Below are 19,242 nucleotides of genomic sequence, written 5' to 3' on the forward strand. Positions count from 1 at the left end.
TCAGGCCAGAAACTGGATGCAGTTTATGACTTACAAAATTATGGAGAGAAGGAGAAGGTATATGGCAAATGTAGGGTGCAGAATCAGAAAAGAGTTTGAGAGGCCGGACAGGAAATTGGTTGAGGCGTTTAAGGATATTCCGGTGGCGAATATTGACGACTGCATGAACCGGATTGGGGCGGTTGATTCCCAGCTGAAGCCCATGAATAAGGCCAGGCTTCTTGGGACCGCATTTACGGTAAAGGCACCGGCAGGGGATAACCTGATGTTCCACAAGGCCCTTGATATGGCAAAGCCGGGAGATGTGCTTGTGATTGCCACATTTGGCAGCCAGAGCAGGTCGCTGTGCGGTGAAATCATGACACGGTACGCCATGTCCAGGGGGCTGGCAGGCTTTGTGGTGGACGGATGTATCCGCGACAGTGCGGAAATCGGGGAGATACCGGATTTTCCGGTATATGCAAAGGGAGTGACGCCCAACGGGCCGTATAAAAATGGACCCGGGGAAATCAATTTCCCTGTATCCTGCGGAAATCAGGTCATCTGCCCGGGAGATATCCTGGTAGGGGACGGGGACGGCCTTTTGGTTATCAAGCCTGAGGAAGCGGCTGGTCTGGCGGAGAGAGCTAAGAAAGTAAGCCAGGATGAGACAAAGCAGTTTGCCAGCATTGCAGCCGGAACCGGCCTGAACCGGGACTGGGTGGACGCAAAACTTGAGAGCATAGGCGTGGAGTACGTGGACTGATTTGTGACTGTGGAGACTGTACAGTTGCATTGATTTAAAAATAGGAGCAGTGATGCTATGAATGGTGCTGTGTTGCGGTTATGCGGAGACTGTGGGGTTACAGTAGAATTTGAGAATGAGATATCCATTGAGACAAACAGAAAAGTTATTGCCCTTAAGTACCGGATTGAGGGGGAGCATGTTCCGGGAATAAGAGAACTGGTCCCGTCATACCGTTCCCTGCTGATTCACTATGACCCTTTAAGGATACCATATGACAAGCTGGAACGCCTGGTGGAGGAATGGACCGGCAGTATGGGGGAGATTGACCTGCCAAAGCCGGTGATAACCGAGATACCGGTCCTCTACGAGGGGGAGGATATCCTGGAGATAGCCAGGATTGAGAAAAAGACAGTGGATGAAATCATAAAAATTCACAGCCAGAGCGATTACTTTGTATATATGCTGGGATTTGCTCCGGGACATCCCTATACGGCCAGGTTTGAGAATCCTTTTTCCTTCAGGCGCAGGGAGAGCCCAAGGGTCCGCATACCCGGGGGCAGCATCGTGGTGCAGCAGGGACTCAGCGATATCATACCCTTTGACCAGCCCTGCGGCTGGAACATCATCGGCATGACCCCCATAAAGGTGTGCGACTACAGGAAGGAAAATCCCTTCCTGCTCAGGGCAGGACAGTGGATTCGCCATATTCCCGTAAGCCGGGCCCGGTATGAGGAGATTAAGGCCCAGGCAGACGCCGGAACCTATGTCTGCCGGACGTACGTGAAGGAGGCGTAGCTTATGGGTATGGTGATTGTGAATCCGGGAATCTATACAACGGTGCAGGACGAAGGAAGGTTCGGATACGAACAGTTTGGGGTATCCCCGGCAGGCCCCATGGATAAACGGTCATTCCATATAGCCAATCTCCTGGTGGGCAATGACATGGGGGAGGCAGGACTGGAAATGACGTTTACTGGGGCGGAAATCCGGTTTACGGGACCGGCTGTCATAGCCCTTGCAGGGGCGGATATGGGTCCTCTGTTTAACGGGGCTCCGGTGTGTATGTACCGGGCGTTTTCGGCAGAGGCGGGAGATGTGCTCAGAATGCAGTCAGCTTCCGGCGGCTGCCGGACCTATCTGGCGGCTGCCGGGGGCCTGGATATTCCTGTGGTAATGGGAAGCAGGTCCACGCTTGTAAAGAACGGAATCGGAGGATACCAGGGGCGGCCTCTGAAAAAGGGGGATGAAATCGGACTCCGGCAGAACCTGGATACCATAGAAAACCTGCCGGCAAGATGGATGCAGGCAGAATACAGCCAGGCTGGATGCCGTCTGGTACGGGTGGTTGAAGGCCCCCAGGATGACTGCTTTACCAGGAAAGGACGGGAGGATTTCTTTGGAGGGACTTATAAGGTGACCGGGGAATCGGACCGCATGGGTTACAGGCTGGAGGGCCCCTGTCCGGAGCATGTGGCGGACGGCAATATTATTTCAGACGGCATTGTCATGGGTTCTGTCCAGGTGCCTACATCAGGACAGCCCATAGTGATGATGGCTGACTGCCAGTCCATTGGCGGCTATGCGAAGATAGCCACTGTCATAACAGCCGACCTGCCTGTAATCGGCCAGTGCAGGGCCGGAGATGAGATACGGTTTGTGCCTGTGGATATTGTGCAGGCACAGCAGGCGTATGCGGCATATTACAGGGAAATGGAACAGCTTAAGGCGAAGCTGGAGACGCCCGTGGCCTACCGCCCGCCCAGGCTGTTTCAGGTAAATGTGGGCGGGACCTCCTTTCAGGTGAAGGTGGAAGAACACAGTTAGGGTCAGCAGCCAGGGGAAGCAGTCAGAATAGAGTCAGGGAGGAGACGGAGCATGTATCAGATTGACTTAAACAGCGATATGGGGGAGAGCTTTGGGGCATATACCATTGGGAATGACGATGAAATCATAAAATACGTCACATCTGCCAATGTTGCCTGCGGCTGGCACGGAGGGGACCCCATGGTTATGGACAGGGTGGTGAAAGCAGCAGCAGAGAGGAATGTGGCTGTGGGCGCCCACCCGGGTTATCCTGACCTCATGGGATTCGGCAGGCGGAAGATGGTATTAAAGCCCTCCGAAATCAAAAACTACGTAAAGTATCAGGTGGGCGCGCTTATGGCCTTTACTGCCGGCTGCGGCATGAAGCTTCAGCATGTGGCCCCCCACGGGGCGCTGGGCAATCTGTGCCAGTATGACAGGGAGGTATCCAGGGCCGTCTGCCAGGCGGTATATGAGATAGACCCGTCCATACGGATTTATTACTGCGCGGGCGCGGTTCTGGGGGAGGAGGCCGGGAAAATGGGCCTTCAGGCCCTGTCGGAAATATTTGCGGACCGGGCCTACATGGATGACCTGTCCCTGGTTCCCAGAGGCACCAAAGGGGCCATGATTACAGATGAGGACGAGGCTATCAGGCGGTGCGTTAAAATGATTAAAGAGGGAAAGGTCACGTCCGTCAATGGAAAGGAACTGGACATAAAGGGGGACACGCTCTGTGTCCACGGGGACGGGGCAAAGGCGCTGGCCTTTGTCAGCAGAATCCGAACAGCGTTTGAAGCAGAAGGTATTCAAATAAACAATTTTATGGGAGGCAGGTCATGAATAAGAACACGTATAATCCATACGAAAATATGCTGGCGGTACTGGATGAGGCGGCATCCAGGCTGGGGTTAAAGGAAGCAGATTACATAACCCTGCGTTATCCGGAGCGGGAAATGATTGTATCCATTCCAGTGAGGATGGATAATGGCGAGATGAAGGTATTTGAAGGATACCGGGTACAGCACAACAGTGCCAGAGGCCCTTATAAGGGGGGAATCCGCTTCCATCAGAACTCGGATTTGGATGAGGTAAAGGCGCTGGCGGCCTGGATGTCATTTAAATGCGCAATCGTCAACATCCCCTACGGCGGGGCAAAGGGAGGAATCAAGGTGGACCCCTCCAAGCTGTCCAGGGATGAGCTGATTCGCCTGACCAGAAGATATACCACCAGGATACTGCCGATTATAGGGCCTGACCAGGATATACCTGCCCCGGATGTAAATACCAACGGCGAGGTAATGGGCTGGATTATGGATACATACAGCATGTTCAAGGGACACAGCGTTCCCGGTGTTGTCACCGGAAAGCCCATTGAGATTGGCGGCTCCATCGGAAGGACGGAAGCAACAGGACGAGGCGTGACCATCATTACCCGCCAGTGCCTGGAGCACCTGGGCATGAGCTACGAGAATTCCACCTATGCCATCCAGGGCATGGGAAATGTAGGAGGCACCGCAGCCCAGATACTGTATGATAAGGGATGCAGGATAGTGGCTGTCAGCGACTATTCCGGCGGTGTTTACAATGAAGACGGACTGGATATCCCTGCTATCCGGGCATTCCTGTCGGACAAGACAAAGGCCCTGATTGATTATGTGTCAGATAATGTGGAACACATAACCAATGACCAGGTTATCACCTGCTGCTGCGATGTGCTGATTCCCGCTGCATTGGAGAACCAGATAACCGGCGATAACGCAGCCGGCGTCCGGGCCAGGGTGATTATTGAAGCAGCCAACGGTCCTACTACCGTGGAAGCGGATAAGATACTGGAGGAAAAAGGCGTGGTGGTTGTGCCGGATATCCTGGCCAATGCAGGCGGCGTGGTTGTATCCTATTTTGAGTGGGTTCAGAATATCCAGAGCATGGCCTGGGATTTGGAGGAAGTGAACCGGACCCTTAAGAAAATTATGAACAAGGCCTATGACGAGGTGGACGCCATGTCAAAGAATAACAAAGTAACCATGCGCATGGGCGCCTATATGGTGGCAATTAACCGCATTTGTACCGCGGGTAAGATGAGAGGCGGGCCCATCTCCATGGCGTAGAAGAAAATCCCCGGACTGGAAATTAAAAAGGAACCCCCTGGAATGGTTTTTTCGGGGGTTCCTTTTTAACTGCTTCGGATTTATCCTGATTAAGACAGCTTCAGCGCCCATTCCCTGCAATCCCACACATCCGTAGCCAGTCCCTCAAAAAATTCAGGTTCATGGCAGATTAAGAGGATGCTGCCCTTATATGCCTTCAGAGCCCGCTTCAGCTCCTCCTTTGCATCCACATCCAGATGGTTGGTGGGCTCGTCAAGAAGAAGTACATTGGACTCGCGGTTAATCAGCTTACACAGCCGGACCTTGGCCTGTTCGCCTCCGCTGAGCACCCTGACCTGGCTTTCAATGTGTTCCGTGGTCAGGCCGCATTTTGCCAGGGCGGAGCGGACCTGGTACTGGGTATAGGCAGGGAATTCCGCCCATATTTCCTGAAGGCAGGTGGTGGTGTTGCCGGGGGCCATCTCCTGCTCAAAGTAGCCGATGGACAGGTAGTCTCCCAGCTCCACGGTGCCGCCAAGGGCAGGCGTAAGGCCCAGGATGCTTTTCAGCAGCGTGGTTTTGCCGATGCCGTTGGCTCCTACCAGCACGATTTTCTGTCCTCTTTCCATCACCAGGTTAAGAGGGCGCGACAGCGGCTCGTCATAGCCAATGATTAAATCCTTTGTCTCAAATATATACTTTCCCGGAGTGCGGGCCTCCAGAAAATGAAATTCCGGCTTGGGTTTTTCCCTGGCAAGTTCAATGACATCCATCTTATCCAGCTTTTTCTGGCGGGACATGGCCATGTTTCTGGTGGCCACCCTGGCCTTGTTCCTGGCCACAAAATCCTCCAGCTCCGCAATCTCCTGCTGTTGGCGCTTATAGGCAGCCTCCAGCTGGGATTTCTTAACCGCGTATACCTCCTGGAATTTGTCATAATCCCCCACATAGCGGTCCAGCCTCTGGTTTTCCATATGGTAAATCAGGTTGATAACACTGTTGAGGAAGGGAATGTCATGGGAAATGAGAATAAAGGCATTCTCATACTCCTGCAGGTAGCGCCTCAGCCAGTCAATATGCTGTACGTCCAGATAGTTGGTAGGCTCGTCCAGAAGCAGGATATCCGGCTTCTCCAGCAGAAGCTTGCCCAGGAGCACCTTTGTGCGCTGGCCGCCGGACAGCTCCGTCACATCCTTGTCCAGGCCAATCTCAGAAAGGCCCAGGGCCCGTCCCACCTCCTCCACCTTGGAATCAATAATATAGAAATCATGGGCCATGAGAAGGTCCTGTATGGTTCCCAGCTCCTCCATCATGGTGTTCATTTCGTCCTCGGCGGCTTCTCCCATCTTATCGCAGATATGGTTCATGTGTTCTTCCATCTCAAAGAGAAATGCGAAGGCGCTCTTTAACACATCCCGTATGGTCATGCCTTTTTCCAGCACTGCGTGCTGGTCCAGATACCCGACCCTTACGTTTTTGGCCCATTCCACCCTGCCCTCATCGGGCATGAGCTTGCCGGTAATAATGTTCATGAAGGTGGATTTGCCTTCCCCGTTGGCTCCGATAAGGCCAATGTGCTCGCCCTTTAACAGGCGGAAGGAGACATCCTGGAAAATGGCCCGGTCCCCAAAGCCATGGCTCAAATGCTCTACGTTTAAAATGCTCATACTGTTGCAGACTCCTTTTATAAAAATCCTTTATTTTACAGGTGCTTCCGTTGGTTTTGTTCAGCAGTATTATTCTACATGACATAATCTGTTCTGACAAGGGAAAAAATAATTCTAAATAAAATGAACCATCTGCCTGCCAACTTTCTCTATATAGCAGGTGCACCGATTAACAAACCCTTCTGGCAGTTAAGCCAAAAGGGATATATAATGGTTCCATATAAGCAGATGGTTCCAAATAAGCAGCGGACGATGGAAGGAGCGGATGGACATGGAGCAGGAGACAGCAGGTCTGGTACGCCGTATGGCGGAAGGAGACAGCCAGGCATTTGACCGGTTGATGGAGCATTATTATCCCAAACTGCTGCGCGTGGCATATCTCATATCCGGAAGTCATGCAGACAGTGAGGATATTGTACAGGAAACCTTTGTGCTGTGCTGGACGAACCGAAAGAAAATCAAAGAACCGGAGTATTTTGGGAACTGGCTTTATAAAACCCTTACCAGGGAAGCCTGGAGGTTTTGCAGGAAAAACAGGAAGGAACAGCCGGTGGAAGAGGTATTTGGGACGGAAGAGCCTGAAACAGCCTCTGTGCTGGAGGAAGTCATGATGCGCTCCCGGGAAAAGGAGCTCTATGAAGCCATAAGGAATCTTCCGGTGAAACAGAGAACAGCCGTAGTCCTGTACTATTTTAACCAGATGTCCACCAGAGAGATTGCGGGTATCATGGGCTGTATGGAGGGAACCGTTAAGTCCAGGCTGTATACGGCCAGGACGAATTTAAAACAGGAGCTGACGGAAGAAAACAAGAGGGTAGGAAGGGAGGTAACCTTATGAACAGACAAGACGGACCGGTGACACAAAAGGAACTGGAAGAGCAGATAAGCCGTACTCTTTGCAGCCGGGCAGAGTCCATACAGGTGACTTCCGCAGATACAGAGAGGATGCGGCGCTCTGTTCACCGGAAAATAGAGGAGGAATCAGGAATGAAGAAATGGAATATGAAGCGGGTATTTGTGGTGGCGGCAGCCATCTGCGTACTGGGTACCATAACAGCGGTTGCTGCCGGAAAGGCGGCATATACAAGCAGCGGAGGCAGTCATCTGGATGATTTTACCTATGATAAGCTGGGGGAGATGGAGACAAAGCTGGGCTTTGCCACCAAGGCCCCTGAGACGTTCGGCAACGGGTACCGGTTTGAACTGGGCATGCCCACCCATGATGAGGCCCATGATGAGGACGGAAATGTGATAAAGTCCACGGAAAGCTTTTCCCTGCAGTACAAAAAGGGCGGAAGCCCGGATATATTTGTCAGTGTACAGGGCTCAGGCTTGTATGAGGAGGAAGGCCGGCCGCACCAGACATTTGACCACAACGGGATTACCCTGAACTACACCAGGGACCAGTACCGTTTTGTTCCCCCGGATTATCAGGTTTCCGAGGAGGAAAAGGCAAGAGAGGCGGCAGGAGAACTCTATATATCATACGGAAGCGATAAGGTGGAGGATAAGGCTGCCCAGAGCATGGTATGGAAGGACGGGGAAAGGGTTTATATCATAACAACCATGGATAATCCCATAACAGCAGAAGAGATGGCTCAGATGGCCGCGGAATTGATAGACAATGAGTAGGTGCGGATAACCAGACAGAAAAGCAGATTAGTAAATGGCCCGGCGTGATTCAGGAAGCATTCCATATCCTGAATCGCGCCGGGCCTTTGCCGGGTCAGCCGTTTCTTTTATTTCCGGCAGGCATCCACAAAGTGTTTGAATATATTGGCGGATACCGCGTCGGTCTGCCACATATACTCGGGGTGCCACTGCAGGGCCAGGAGATAAGGATAATCCGGCATCTCCAGAGCTTCAATAATACCGTCGGGCGCATGGCCGCTGGCTATGAGACAGGGGGCAATTCTGCGCACTGCCTGGTGGTGGGAGCTGTTTACCGCGATTTCCGGTTTCCCTTCTGCGATTTCGTACAGCAGTGTATCCCGGCGCACATTCACATGGTGGGAAGGCAGGCTGCAGGAATAGGGCTGCTTATGGGCAATGGGAAAACCGGTTTCGGCCTGGCTGGGAATGTCCTGGTAGATGTCGCCGCCCAGTCCCACATTAATCATCTGGGCTCCGCGGCAGATTCCCAGCACCGGCTTGCTGGCCTCCATGGCAATCTTCAGAAGGGAGAGTTCCATGGTATCCCGGGCCATGGACACATTGCCGCAGTGCATGTGTGTTTCCTCCTTCAGAAGAAAGGGATGAATGTCCGGACCGCCGGAAAAGAGAAAGCCGTCGCACAGCCCTGACAGCTGTTTTAAGTCTTCCTCCGACGCCTCCAGGGGAAGAAGGACGGACAGGCCTCCTGCTGCTTCAATGGCCCTCAGGTAAGTGGGGCGCACGCTTATGTCGTCGTTTTCTGTATTATGGGAAGGGGTTATGCCGATTACTGGTTTATTCATGGTATTTGGATTCCTCCATGTGTTCTGTGAATAATATATGCTGAATATACGAAAAGAGCCCCTTCCGTCAGGAAGAGGCCCTTATGTAATACTACATTAGCCTTCGGAAATAGCTCCGGTTGGGCAGGTAGCTGCACAGGTTCCGCAGTCGATACAGGTATCCGGGTCGATAACGTACTGGCTGTCTCCCTCAGAAATAGCGCCGACTGGACATTCGCCAGCACAGCTGCCGCAGCTTACACAAGCATCACTAATTACATATGCCATGATAAAATACCTCCTTAATATTTGTCTACATTGTTATTTTATTTTATACTATAACGTCTAATTATTCAAGAGGAAAATCGTTCCTATGCCCGCTAATATTGTATAAATTTAGGAGCAATGGGCCCTTTCATCGCGCATTCCCCGGAGAATGATTTTGCGGGCCTCTGCAGCTTTTGCAGGAGGCAGGGGCGCCGTATCCTCTAAGGGGTAGGGGATTCCCATCTGGCTGTACTTGGCTTTTCCCATGTCGTGATAGGGCAGCACATCCAGCGCCTTTATATTTTTAAGCGTGCCGAGATAGCGTCCCAGGCGGTACAGATATTCCTCCCGGTCCGTGATGCCGGGAACCACCACATGGCGAATCCAGACAGGTATCTGCTTCTTTTCCAGGTATCCGGCAAAGGCCAGTATGTTGTCCTGGGGCTGGGCGCAAAGCTTTATATGTTCCTCGGGGTCAATATGCTTGATATCCAGGAGAACCAGGTCCGTGGAGGCCAGAAGGCGGTCGAAAAGTGCCATAACTGCCTGCGAACCGGGGTTGAAAGTAATACCTGAGGTATCCAGACAGGTGTGGATTCCTTTTTGCCTGGCCTTCTCAAAAAGCTCTGTTACAAAACCAATCTGCATCAGGGGTTCGCCGCCGCTGACCGTGATGCCGCCTTTTTTATAGAAGGGGCGGGCCTGCTCGTACTGGTTTAATATATCGTCCGCCAGCATGGGCGTGCCTCCCTTGGGGTCCCATGTATCGGGATTATGACAGTAGAGGCATCTCATGGGGCAGCCGCTTAAAAAGATTACCATGCGGATACCGGGGCCGTCCACGGTGCCAAAGCTTTCTATGGAATGTACACGTCCAACCATAAGGCTGCGCTCCTTTCTGAAAACCACAACATGTCATGCAGTGCGGACCAGCCGCGGGTAAAGATATTTAAAATAAGGAAAATGATAAAAGGAAACATGGATGCCGCCCCAGCCGGAAGTGCTTCCTGTTAAGACGGCATCCGGAGTAATTGTCAGACAGGGCTTAGATGGAGCCGTGGAAGGTCCTTGAAATGACCTCGTCCTGCTGCGCTTTTGTCAGCTTGTTAAAATTTACCGCATAGCCGGATACCCTGACTGTGAGCTGGGGATATTTTTCAGGATGGGCCTGTGCATCCAGAAGGGTTTCCTTGCTGAATACATTTACATTCAGATGGTGTCCGCCTTCCTGGGCATAGCCGTCTAACAGGGCCACCAGGTTATCAATTTGTGATTCGCTTGCTTTTACCATAACATTAATCCTCGCTTTCTCAAGAAAATGGTTTATATGCTGTTAATCAGGATTCCTCGATGTCGGCCTCGGAGTCCAGTCCCTCAAAGAGGGTGGGCGCTTCGCAGCCGCCTCCGCAGCCGTTCAGCTCTACTTCCAGGTCGCCCATGAAAATCTGGTCATCCTTGCCCAGAGCGCCGGGAATGATGGAGAAGGTATTGGAGATACCGTCCTGCGCATCCCTGAATGGAAGCTTTGCCACAGATGCCAGGGATGCAACCGCCCCATGGCTGTCCCTGTGGTGCATTGGGTTGGCCCCCGGTGCAAATGGCTGGCCGGCCTTCCGGCCGTCCGGGGTTGCGCCTGTGTTATTTCCATATACCACATTGGAGGTAATGGTAAGGATAGAGGTGGTGGGAATGCCGCCGCGGTAGGTGTGGTTTCCCTTTATATAGCTCATGAAGGTGTGTACCAGGTCTGCTGCCAGCTGGTCTACCCTGTCATCGTTATTTCCATATTTAGGGAAGTCTCCCTCCACGATATAGTCGGTCACAATGCCCTGTTCATTGCGGACAACCCTGACCCTGGCATACTTAATGGCGGACAGGGAGTCTGCCACAACGGAAAGGCCTGCGATGCCGGTTGCGAACCAGCGGGTCACCTTCTTGTCATGGAGCGCCATCTGAAGCCTTTCATAGCAGTATTTATCGTGATTGTAGTGGATGATGTTCAGGGCATTGACATATACCTTGGCCAGCCACTTCATCATATCTTTGTATTTGTCCATTACATCGTCAAAATCCAGATATTCCGTGGTTACGGGGCGGTACTTGGGGCCTACCTGCTTGCCGCTGATTTCATCCACCCCGCCGTTGATGGCGTAGAGCAGGCACTTGGCCAGGTTGGCCCTGGCGCCGAAGAACTGCATTTCCTTGCCGATGCGCATGCTGGATACACAGCAGGCAATGGCATAATCATCGCCATGGGTTACCCTCATCAAATCATCGTTCTCATACTGGATGGAGGAGGACTCAATGGAAGTCTTGGCACAGAACCGCTTAAAGTTCTCAGGAAGCTTTGTGGACCAGAGTACGGTCAGGTTCGGCTCAGGGGCAGTGCCCAGGTTCTGAAGGGTGTGCAGATAACGGAAGGACATCTTGGTCACCATGTGGCGTCCGTCGATTCCGATACCTCCGATGGATTCCGTAACCCATGTGGGGTCCCCGGAGAACAGCTCGTTGTATTCCGGCGTCCTGGCAAATTTTACAAGACGCAGCTTCATAATAAAGTGGTCTACAAATTCCTGAATCTCTTTCTCCGTATAACGTCCTTCCGCCAGGTCGCGCTCAGCGTAGATATCCAGGAAGGTGGAGGTGCGTCCCAGGGACATAGCGGCGCCGTTCTGCTCCTTGACAGCAGCCAGGTAGCCCAGGTAGGTCCACTGTATGGCCTCCTTCACATCGGAAGCCGGCTTTGAAATGTCAAAACCATAGATACGTCCCAGCTCCTTCAGGTCTTCCAGGGCTCGAATCTGCTCAGACAGCTCCTCGCGCTCCCTGATAACATCCGAATACATGATGGTGCGCGTGGAATCCTTTTCTTCCTTTTTTTCCTGAATCAGGGCGTCCACACCGTAAAGGGCAATCCTGCGGTAGTCTCCGATGATGCGTCCGCGTCCATAGGCATCCGGCAGCCCTGTGATGATATGGCTGGAACGGCAGGCCCTCATTTCAGGGGTGTATGCATCAAACACACCGGCATTGTGGGTCTTCCTGTGCTTCATAAAGAATTCCACAATCTCAGGGTCAACCTCATAACCGTTATCCTGGCAGGCCTTCATGGCCATGCGGATACCTCCGTAAGGCTGAAGGGAACGCTTAAAGGGTTTGTCGGTCTGAAAGCCTACAATGGTTTCCTTGTCCTTATTCAAATATCCCGGGCCGTGGGAGGTAATGGTGGAAATGATTTTTGTATCCATATCCAGGACTCCGCCGGCTTCCTGTTCTTTTTTTGACAGTTCCATGACCTGGTCCCACAGCTCTGTGGTATTCTGGGTAGGACCTTCCAGAAACTCATCGTTTCCGTCATAGGGGGTATAGTTTTTCTGTATGAAATCGCGTACATTGATTTCCCGCTGCCATACACCGCCTTTAAATGTGTTCCACTCTGTTCTCATAGATTTTTCCTCCTGTGAAATGCGTGAACCTTTATATAAAAACTATTGTTAACCAATTGTTTCACAGCCATACCGGTCTTACCGGACATCCATAGTCTACTAAAAAAACAGGATTTGTGCTGTTGCTTTTGCAACACTTATTATATTATGCACATTGTATACACGTCAAGAGGGCTTAGTGATAATATTTTTTAACAAGCCTTGATAATTATGGTTAATATGAAAAATATGTATGTCCAGGTTGGACTTGTAAAATGTCGAAAAACGTATTATGATGGTAGAAGCGTGGTAGACCGATAAATTGGGTATACTGATAGCAGAAATATAAGGAGGACACGATAATGGAAATTAGTAAAGACATGCTCATCGGACAGTTAATCCATGTAGATGACAGTATTGCTCCAATCCTGATGCGTGCCGGAATGCATTGCCTTGGCTGACCGGCATCCCAAGGAGAGTCTCTGGAAGAGGCCTGTATGGTACACGGTATTGACTGTGATACACTTGTTTCCCAGATTAACGAAATTCTGGCAGCAAAAGCCTGATGAATATCTGAAACAGTGATTGGAGGAACCTGGCTCAGGGGATATGTGACTGAGCCGGGTTCTTTTTATATTCTATGGTATTGACAGATTGTCTGGGAAATAGTAATATATTAGTATATTAAAATATTTATTTCCGCATAAACGGAAAAACACAAAAGCACTGCACATACAGTTCAAGGAGGAAATTAGTTATGGATATGACATTGCGTTGGTTCGGTGAGGGCGTGGATTCTGTATCTCTGGAGCAAATCAGGCAGATACCGGGTGTGAAGGGCGTGGTTACCACCCTGTATGACATTCCGGCCGGGGAGGTCTGGCCCATGGAGCGCATCCTTCAGATGAAGGAACAGGTGGAGTCCAGGGGATTAAAGGTTCTGGGGATTGAGAGTGTCAATATCCACGATGCAATCAAGGTGGGCACCCCTGACAGGGAGCAGTACATTGCCAACTACATTACTACCCTGGAGCGTCTGGGCCAGGCTGATATCCATGTGGTGTGCTATAATTTCATGCCGGTCTTTGACTGGACCCGTTCCGACCTGGCTAAGGAGCGCCCGGACGGCTCCACGGTGCTGGCTTACAGTCAGAAGGAGATTGACAGGATTGACCCTGAGAACATGTTCCAGTCCATGGGAGAAAAGTCCAATGGATTTGAGCTGCCTGGATGGGAGCCGGAGCGCATGGCCCGCATTAAGGAACTGTTTGACATGTATAAGGATGTGGATGAGGACCGCCTTTTTGACAACCTGGTGTATTTCCTGAAGGCAATCCAGCCTGTATGCGAGAAGTATGATATCAGGATGGCCATTCACCCGGATGACCCAGCGTGGCCCGTGTTTGGACTGGCCAGAATTATTACCGGCAAGGAGCAGCTCCTTAAGCTGATGAAGGCCGTGGATGCAGCCTTTAACGGCGTCACTCTGTGCACTGGCTCCCTGGGAAGCAATCCGGAAAACGACATTCCGGATATCATCCGGTCCTTAAAAGGAAGGATTCCCTTTGCACATGTGCGCAATCTGCAGTATAATGCTCCTGGAGATTTCCAGGAAGCTGCCCATCTCTCAGAAGACGGCAGCATGGATATGTATGAGATAATGAAAGCGCTGTATGACATTGGTTTTGACGGAATCATGCGCCCTGACCACGGAAGGGCTATTTGGGGAGAGGTGTCCATGCCGGGATACGGCCTTTACGACAGGGCCCTGGGAGCATGCTACTTAAATGGTTTGTGGGAGGCCATCCGGAAGCAGAACCGCTAGGACGATGCAGCAGGAAGGGATGGGTGCGGTGAGATTAACCTTTGATGAAATTAAGAGTGAGATAAAGAGGGTGCTGGTCAAATACGGGATGTCTGAGGAAAAGGCGGAGATATGCGCCCGCATACACACGGAGACTACCTATGACGGGGTATATTCTCATGGCACCAACCGGGTGGCCAGGTTTGTGAACTACATTAAGAAAGGCTGGGTGGATGTAAATGCCGTGCCATCCCTGGAGCGGGAATTCGGCGCACTCAGGGTTTACAATGGAAACATGGGCCCCGGCATCCTGAACGCCCTTTACTGCGCGGACCGGGCCATGGAGCTGGCGGACCAGTTTGGCATCGGCATGGTGGGAATCCGCAATACCACTCACTGGATGCGGGGAGGCACCTATGGGCTGTACGCCGCCAGAAAGGGGTATGCGGCAATCATGTGGACCAATACGGAGTCCTGTATGCCCCCGTGGGGCGGAAAGGAATGCCGTCTGGGCAACAATCCCTTTGTCATGGCTGTACCGTCTGCTGGCGGGGGAGAACCTCTCCAGCTGGACATGGCAATGTCCCAGTACTCCTACGGAAAGCTGCAGGTTACGCGGCTGGCCGGGGAAAAGCTGCCGTATCCCGGAGGGTTTGATGAAGAAGGCAAGCTGACGGACGACCCGGGCGCCATTGAGAAGTCCCGCCGTGTGCTTCCTGTGGGGTACTGGAAGGGTTCGGCCTTTTCCTTCATGCTGGATATCCTGGGCTCCGTGCTCACGGACGGCATGGGCGCTGCCGGTATGGACGAGAAAGGCTGCGGCAGCTGCGGCGGCTGTTCCCAGGTCATGATTGTGGTGAATCCGGGCAGGACCACCACGGATGCCCATATGAAGGAAATCATGGATACGGCGGTCCGGTACGTAAAAAGCTCGGCTCCGTCAGAGGAAGGCGGCAGTGTCAGGGCGCCGGGCCAGGGCAGCGCCCGGTTCCATGAGGAGCATGACAGGCTGGGGATTTACGTGGACGATGAGGTCTGGAAGGAGATACAGTCCCTGTAGGTCTTCAGGACTGAGGACTGGTATTAGGAGGTTTTACCCATGAAGATAGAGGAAAAGAGACATGGAGAGACTGCCAGACAGTATGCATACCGGACCCTGAGGGAGAACATTATTTCACTGGAGCTGGAACCGGGAGCGCCTTTTAACGATGTGGAGATGTCGCAGATGATAGGCATCAGCCGCACCCCTGTGCGGGAGGCAGTCATACAGCTCAGTGAGGAATCCAGAATCATTGAAATATTCCCTCAGAGAGGTATGCGCATTGCGCTGATTGATGTGGAGCTGGTGGAGGAGGCGCGTTTTCTCCGTCTGGTACTGGAAAAGGCAGCTGTTGAGCTGGTCTGCCAGCAGGCGGATGAGGAGGACCTGCGGTGGCTGGATGAGAACATCAGACTTCAGGAATTTTATCTGGAGGGAGGCTCATCCCGGAAACTTTTGGAGCTGGACAATGAGATGCACCGGAAGCTGTTTTCCATCTGCCGGAAGGAGCTGACCTATGAGATGTGCCAGAGGCTGGCGATTCACTATGACAGAATCCGCAGCCTGTCCGTGGCAACGGTAAAGGACCATAAGATAATAGAGGACCATAAGAAACTGCTGGAGGCAATACGGCGCCGGGATAAAAATCAGGCGGCGGAGACAATGGACCTCCACCTGAACCGGTGGATGATGAATGAGCAGATGTTCAGAAGCCAGTACCCGGCATATTTTAAGGCAATATAATACCCCTGCGGTCCGCCTGGCCGCAGGGGTGTTTTAACTGTATCCATCTATATATGCAGGCTAGATTTTTGCAAGATTCTGAAGGGCATTATCCTGAATCATGACCTCATAGTGTTCCCTGAAATAGGCTTCACTGGCTGCTTCACCTGACAGCTTGGTGGCATATTCCGCCAATATGTTGCATACCCGGGAGAAATCCAGGTCGCCGCAGTCCAGGCGTTTTACAATCAGATAGTACTGTCTGGTGCCGGGCTTCTTATACAGGGTGTTGACGCCGTTATAGATTCCCCATACGGCCCTGGACGCTTCGCTGATGCGGTCCAGACTGTTGAAACGGAAAATGCGGCTGCTGGCAACAGCGCCGGTATTTTTCTTGGCAGGGGTTTCAGGGGACCTGTCCGTGCTGTCCTCATCTCCAACCTGTTCCACGGAGCCGGGCTCCAGGTAATTCAGGGAATCCGGTGCGCCCTCCAGGAACTCACTGGCTAACTGCGACACAAGAGAATTCTGGTTGTCGTCTGTGAAAGGTGAGAACTTGGCAAAACGGGTATCCAGTTCTTCCGGGTCTTCAATTTTGGTGATGACCAGCATAATGCTTTCGCTGGACAGCGGAATCGCCTCAACCATGAGCGGAATATCCTCCGCTTCAAAGCCGACCTCATTGGAGGCTTTCTGAATCATCTCCCGAAACAGCTTTCTGGCCTTTTCTGTTCCATAGGCCAGTTCAACCAGGTTAATATTGCGCGCGCTTAAATCAAAGCTGGTCAATGTACAGCGAATCTGGTTATCATTGATACGTTCTATCTTCATAGAATCACTTCCTGTTCTGTGTCAAATGTGGTGGCATCTGCTTTGGACCAGGGTGTTTTTGGGTACTTCAGGCCGAAAGTAGACTTCTACACTTTAAATATACTACATTACAGGTGGAAATATCAATCATTTCATAAAAATTTAAAAAATATCAGCCCGCAGGATGCTTTTAAGTTGTATAAATGACATACGGAAAGCCATGGAAGATATAACGACCATAGACAGGTGACATAAAAAAGGGTAAAATTGGAATATGAGATGATATTGTGACAAAGGAGGGGTGGATAAGGAATACCATTTTATTTGGCAAATACCGTCTGCTGCGCAAACTGGGAACCGGACGGACAGGAACCGTATGGCTGGCAGAGCACATTGGCCTGGAGGAATACAGGGCCATTAAGCGCATCTCCAGGAGTGATGCCGACTATGACACCTTCCAAAGGGAAGCATTGGTGTTAAAAGAACTGCGTCATCCGGGGATTCCCATGATTTATGACTTAGAAGAAGATTCCGAATTTTTTTATTTAATCGAGGAGTATCTTGAAGGATATTCTCTATATGCCCTGATTGCAAGTCAGGGTCCTATTCAAGAGGCAGAGGCAGCCCGTTATGGGATGCAGGTCTGCGGGCTTGTGGCTTACATGCACTCTGCATGTGAAATACCCATATTACATTTAGACTTACAACCTAACAATCTGATTATCTGCAACGGCACTGTAAAGCTGATTGATTTTGATCATGCTGCAGGCAGCCGGCGGGCAAACATTGCCTCAAAGCGATTCGGTACGGTGGGATGCGCGGCCCCTGAACAGTATGCTTCTGACCGTTTGTTGGACCAAAGGACCGACATTTATGCCATTGGTGCAGTCCTCCGTTTTATGACAGCGGGAACCCTGAGGGAGGGGACCGGACAGCCTGCCGGACGGTCGGATGCGTTTGAGCGGATTATCAGAACATGTATGGAACCCAATATGGAGAAACGGTACGCTTCCGCCAAGGAGGTGGAGACAGCCCTCCGGGCGCTGTGTACCAGGGAACTGACAGTAGAAAAGAAACACAAGGCGATACCATCTCATATTTTGATACTGACCGGAATGAAGGCTGGTACAGGCACCACGCATTTGGCCCTGGGGCTGGTACATTTCCTGAACAGGCACGGGTACCGGGCTCTTTATGAGGAGCATAACGATTCGCAGGCAGTGGCCGCCATGGCCGGGAGGACAGGTATGCGCCCGGACTGCTTTGGAATCTATGCCATGAACGGCTGTTTCTTAAGGCCGCGGTACGGACCTTGCGTGAAGCTGGATGAAGGGACAGGATTTGACGTCATAGTAAAAGACTATGGAACGGACTGGCAGCAGGCGGAACTGGAATTAAAGGCGTCAAAGGCGGATTTATTAGGGACAGGCAGCGCCGGTATCTGGGAGGGGCCGTACATCCGGCATTACATAACCTGGATGAACCGGGTTTGGGCCGGCCGGTGCGGCGGAAACCGCGGTTTTATAATGCGCGGAACGCGGACCGTATGCCAAAAGGAATTAAGGGCCGCGGCCAAATCAGACAGGGCCCTAAAAGGAATAAAGCTGTTTGTCTCGCCGGATTATGGAAATCCTTTCCGGCAGAAACGGGAAGAAGAGGCTTTCTTTCAGTCGCTCTGGTCTGCCGTGACCGGCAGCGGCAGGGAACAGGGCGGAGCAAGAGGCTGGTTAGAGAGATGGGATTTTATAAAAGAAATCTTTTTAAACACAGCCGCGAACCTGCAAAAGGGTGCAGGGTCATCGGAATCACAGGAACAGGACGGGGAACCGGGGTGACCCATCTCTGCATCCTGACGGCCAATTATATGGCCAGTGCCCTGCAGCGCAGGACTGCGGTGATTGAGTGGAATGACCACGGCGGATGGAAAACCATGAAGGATATATGCCGGAGTCATATCGGAAAGCAGGCAGATTCTGCGGATTACAGATACAAGATTTTCGGGGTTACATATTATATGCAGGGAGGCCCCCGCGTGCTGGCGTCCTGCCTGGACGGAACCTATGATGAAATCATAATTGATTTTGGGGAATTAAGACCGTCCATCCGGGCGGAGTGGCTCAGATGCGAAGTGAGGATTATCATGGCTGCGCTGAGTGAGTGGAAACTGGAGGCATTTTTGGAGCTTTTATCAGAGGAGGAAGGACCCAGGACAGGGTGGATATATACGGCTGCCTTTGGCAGTGAGGACACCAGAAAACAGATAGAGAGACGGTTTGGGATTTCTTTGGTCAGGGTTCCTCTTTCAGTAGATGCATTTTCAGTGGATTACGCCGCCATGCAGTGGTTTGAGAGAATTTTGTGAAGAAAAAAGAGACAGAGGGAACCGGCGCGCAAGCGTATGTCACGGAAACAACTCCTTGGTGCCGCCGGCCGGCTGTCCCGTGGTAATGGG

General features: G+C 51.8%; 20 protein-coding genes. 13 read left to right on the plus strand and 7 right to left on the minus strand.

Annotated features, from left to right (window positions below):
* Nucleotides 1-61 precede the first annotated feature (61 nt).
* The 5 genes from FGS84_RS03875 to FGS84_RS03895 are packed head-to-tail and all read left to right on the plus strand — an operon-like array spanning nucleotide 62 to nucleotide 4,641.
* Nucleotides 62-745: an RraA family protein gene (locus FGS84_RS03875; protein WP_138306367.1), complete on the plus strand. Its 684-nt coding sequence runs from the start codon at nucleotides 62-64 to the stop codon at nucleotides 743-745.
* Between the two features lie 57 nt (nucleotides 746-802).
* Nucleotides 803-1,522: an allophanate hydrolase subunit 1 gene (locus FGS84_RS03880; RefSeq protein ID WP_138306368.1), complete on the plus strand. Its 720-nt coding sequence runs from the start codon at nucleotides 803-805 to the stop codon at nucleotides 1,520-1,522.
* 3 nt (nucleotides 1,523-1,525) lie between these two features.
* Nucleotides 1,526-2,551, plus strand: coding sequence for a biotin-dependent carboxyltransferase family protein (locus FGS84_RS03885; protein ID WP_138306369.1), 1,026 nt, complete (start codon nucleotides 1,526-1,528; stop codon nucleotides 2,549-2,551).
* A gap of 51 nt (nucleotides 2,552-2,602) precedes the next feature.
* Nucleotides 2,603-3,373 carry a 5-oxoprolinase subunit PxpA gene (locus tag FGS84_RS03890; protein WP_138306370.1) on the plus strand — a complete coding sequence of 257 codons (771 nt, stop codon included), beginning with the start codon at nucleotides 2,603-2,605 and terminating at the stop codon, nucleotides 3,371-3,373.
* Nucleotides 3,370-4,641, plus strand: a complete 1,272-nt coding sequence (locus tag FGS84_RS03895) for a Glu/Leu/Phe/Val dehydrogenase (RefSeq protein WP_138306371.1) — start codon at nucleotides 3,370-3,372, stop codon at nucleotides 4,639-4,641. The genes FGS84_RS03890 and FGS84_RS03895 overlap by 4 nt, the downstream gene beginning before the upstream one ends.
* Nucleotides 4,642-4,730: 89 nt before the next feature.
* Here the strand turns inward: FGS84_RS03895 and FGS84_RS03900 are convergent, their stop codons facing one another.
* A complete protein-coding gene (locus FGS84_RS03900; RefSeq protein ID WP_138306372.1) occupies nucleotides 4,731-6,287 on the minus strand; it encodes an ABC-F family ATP-binding cassette domain-containing protein in 1,557 nt (518 codons plus the stop codon).
* Between the two features lie 271 nt (nucleotides 6,288-6,558).
* Between FGS84_RS03900 and FGS84_RS03905 the strand changes: the two genes are divergently transcribed.
* Nucleotides 6,559-7,125 carry an RNA polymerase sigma factor gene (locus FGS84_RS03905; RefSeq protein ID WP_138306373.1) on the plus strand — a complete coding sequence of 189 codons (567 nt, stop codon included), beginning with the start codon at nucleotides 6,559-6,561 and terminating at the stop codon, nucleotides 7,123-7,125.
* A complete protein-coding gene (locus FGS84_RS03910; RefSeq protein ID WP_138306374.1) occupies nucleotides 7,122-7,919 on the plus strand; it encodes a hypothetical protein in 798 nt (265 codons plus the stop codon). Before FGS84_RS03905 ends, FGS84_RS03910 begins: the two co-directional genes overlap by 4 nt.
* Before the next feature lie 107 nt (nucleotides 7,920-8,026).
* Here the strand turns inward: FGS84_RS03910 and FGS84_RS03915 are convergent, their stop codons facing one another.
* From FGS84_RS03915 to pflB, 5 genes are all read right to left on the minus strand, one after another.
* Complete coding sequence (locus FGS84_RS03915; protein ID WP_138306375.1) at nucleotides 8,027-8,743, minus strand: gamma-glutamyl-gamma-aminobutyrate hydrolase family protein; 717 nt, start codon at nucleotides 8,741-8,743, stop codon at nucleotides 8,027-8,029.
* 96 nt (nucleotides 8,744-8,839) lie between these two features.
* Nucleotides 8,840-9,010, minus strand: a complete 171-nt coding sequence (locus FGS84_RS03920) for a 4Fe-4S binding protein (protein ID WP_138306376.1) — start codon at nucleotides 9,008-9,010, stop codon at nucleotides 8,840-8,842.
* Nucleotides 9,011-9,118: 108 nt separating this feature from the next.
* Nucleotides 9,119-9,871: a pyruvate formate-lyase-activating protein gene (gene pflA / locus FGS84_RS03925; protein ID WP_138306377.1), complete on the minus strand. Its 753-nt coding sequence runs from the start codon at nucleotides 9,869-9,871 to the stop codon at nucleotides 9,119-9,121.
* 163 nt (nucleotides 9,872-10,034) lie between these two features.
* On the minus strand, nucleotides 10,035-10,289 hold the full coding sequence (grcA3, locus tag FGS84_RS03930) for an autonomous glycyl radical cofactor GrcA3 (RefSeq protein ID WP_279232796.1): 255 nt from the start codon (nucleotides 10,287-10,289) through the stop codon (nucleotides 10,035-10,037).
* Nucleotides 10,290-10,326: 37 nt separating this feature from the next.
* Nucleotides 10,327-12,435: a formate C-acetyltransferase gene (pflB, locus tag FGS84_RS03935; RefSeq protein WP_138306378.1), complete on the minus strand. Its 2,109-nt coding sequence runs from the start codon at nucleotides 12,433-12,435 to the stop codon at nucleotides 10,327-10,329.
* A 338-nt stretch (nucleotides 12,436-12,773) separates the two neighbouring features.
* Between pflB and FGS84_RS03940 the strand changes: the two genes are divergently transcribed.
* The 4 genes from FGS84_RS03940 (at nucleotide 12,774) to FGS84_RS03955 (ending at nucleotide 16,001) form a co-directional block, all read left to right on the plus strand.
* Nucleotides 12,774-12,980, plus strand: a complete 207-nt coding sequence (locus FGS84_RS03940; RefSeq protein WP_347563790.1) for a DUF1858 domain-containing protein — start codon at nucleotides 12,774-12,776, stop codon at nucleotides 12,978-12,980.
* A 191-nt stretch (nucleotides 12,981-13,171) separates the two neighbouring features.
* Nucleotides 13,172-14,239 carry a mannonate dehydratase gene (gene uxuA / locus FGS84_RS03945; RefSeq protein WP_138306380.1) on the plus strand — a complete coding sequence of 356 codons (1,068 nt, stop codon included), beginning with the start codon at nucleotides 13,172-13,174 and terminating at the stop codon, nucleotides 14,237-14,239.
* Between the two features lie 28 nt (nucleotides 14,240-14,267).
* On the plus strand, nucleotides 14,268-15,278 hold the full coding sequence (gene yiaK, locus FGS84_RS03950; protein ID WP_347563781.1) for a 3-dehydro-L-gulonate 2-dehydrogenase: 1,011 nt from the start codon (nucleotides 14,268-14,270) through the stop codon (nucleotides 15,276-15,278).
* A gap of 39 nt (nucleotides 15,279-15,317) precedes the next feature.
* Entirely contained in the window at nucleotides 15,318-16,001 is a 684-nt protein-coding gene (locus tag FGS84_RS03955) for a GntR family transcriptional regulator (RefSeq protein WP_138306382.1), read from the plus strand.
* Between the two features lie 60 nt (nucleotides 16,002-16,061).
* Here the strand turns inward: FGS84_RS03955 and FGS84_RS03960 are convergent, their stop codons facing one another.
* The gene (locus FGS84_RS03960) at nucleotides 16,062-16,811 is read right to left on the minus strand and encodes an adaptor protein MecA (RefSeq protein WP_138306383.1); all 750 of its coding nucleotides are present in this window, start codon (nucleotides 16,809-16,811) and stop codon (nucleotides 16,062-16,064) included.
* A gap of 266 nt (nucleotides 16,812-17,077) precedes the next feature.
* Between FGS84_RS03960 and FGS84_RS03965 the strand changes: the two genes are divergently transcribed.
* Both FGS84_RS03965 and FGS84_RS03970 read left to right on the plus strand, forming a co-directional pair.
* Nucleotides 17,078-18,625, plus strand: a complete 1,548-nt coding sequence (locus tag FGS84_RS03965; RefSeq protein ID WP_243129850.1) for a serine/threonine-protein kinase — start codon at nucleotides 17,078-17,080, stop codon at nucleotides 18,623-18,625.
* Nucleotides 18,526-19,152: a hypothetical protein gene (locus FGS84_RS03970; RefSeq protein ID WP_243129851.1), complete on the plus strand. Its 627-nt coding sequence runs from the start codon at nucleotides 18,526-18,528 to the stop codon at nucleotides 19,150-19,152. The genes FGS84_RS03965 and FGS84_RS03970 overlap by 100 nt, the downstream gene beginning before the upstream one ends.
* Nucleotides 19,153-19,242: the final 90 nt, after the last annotated feature.

The organism is Clostridium sp. 1001271st1 H5 (assembly GCF_005845215.1).
Lineage (GTDB): Bacteria > Bacillota > Clostridia > Lachnospirales > Lachnospiraceae > Enterocloster.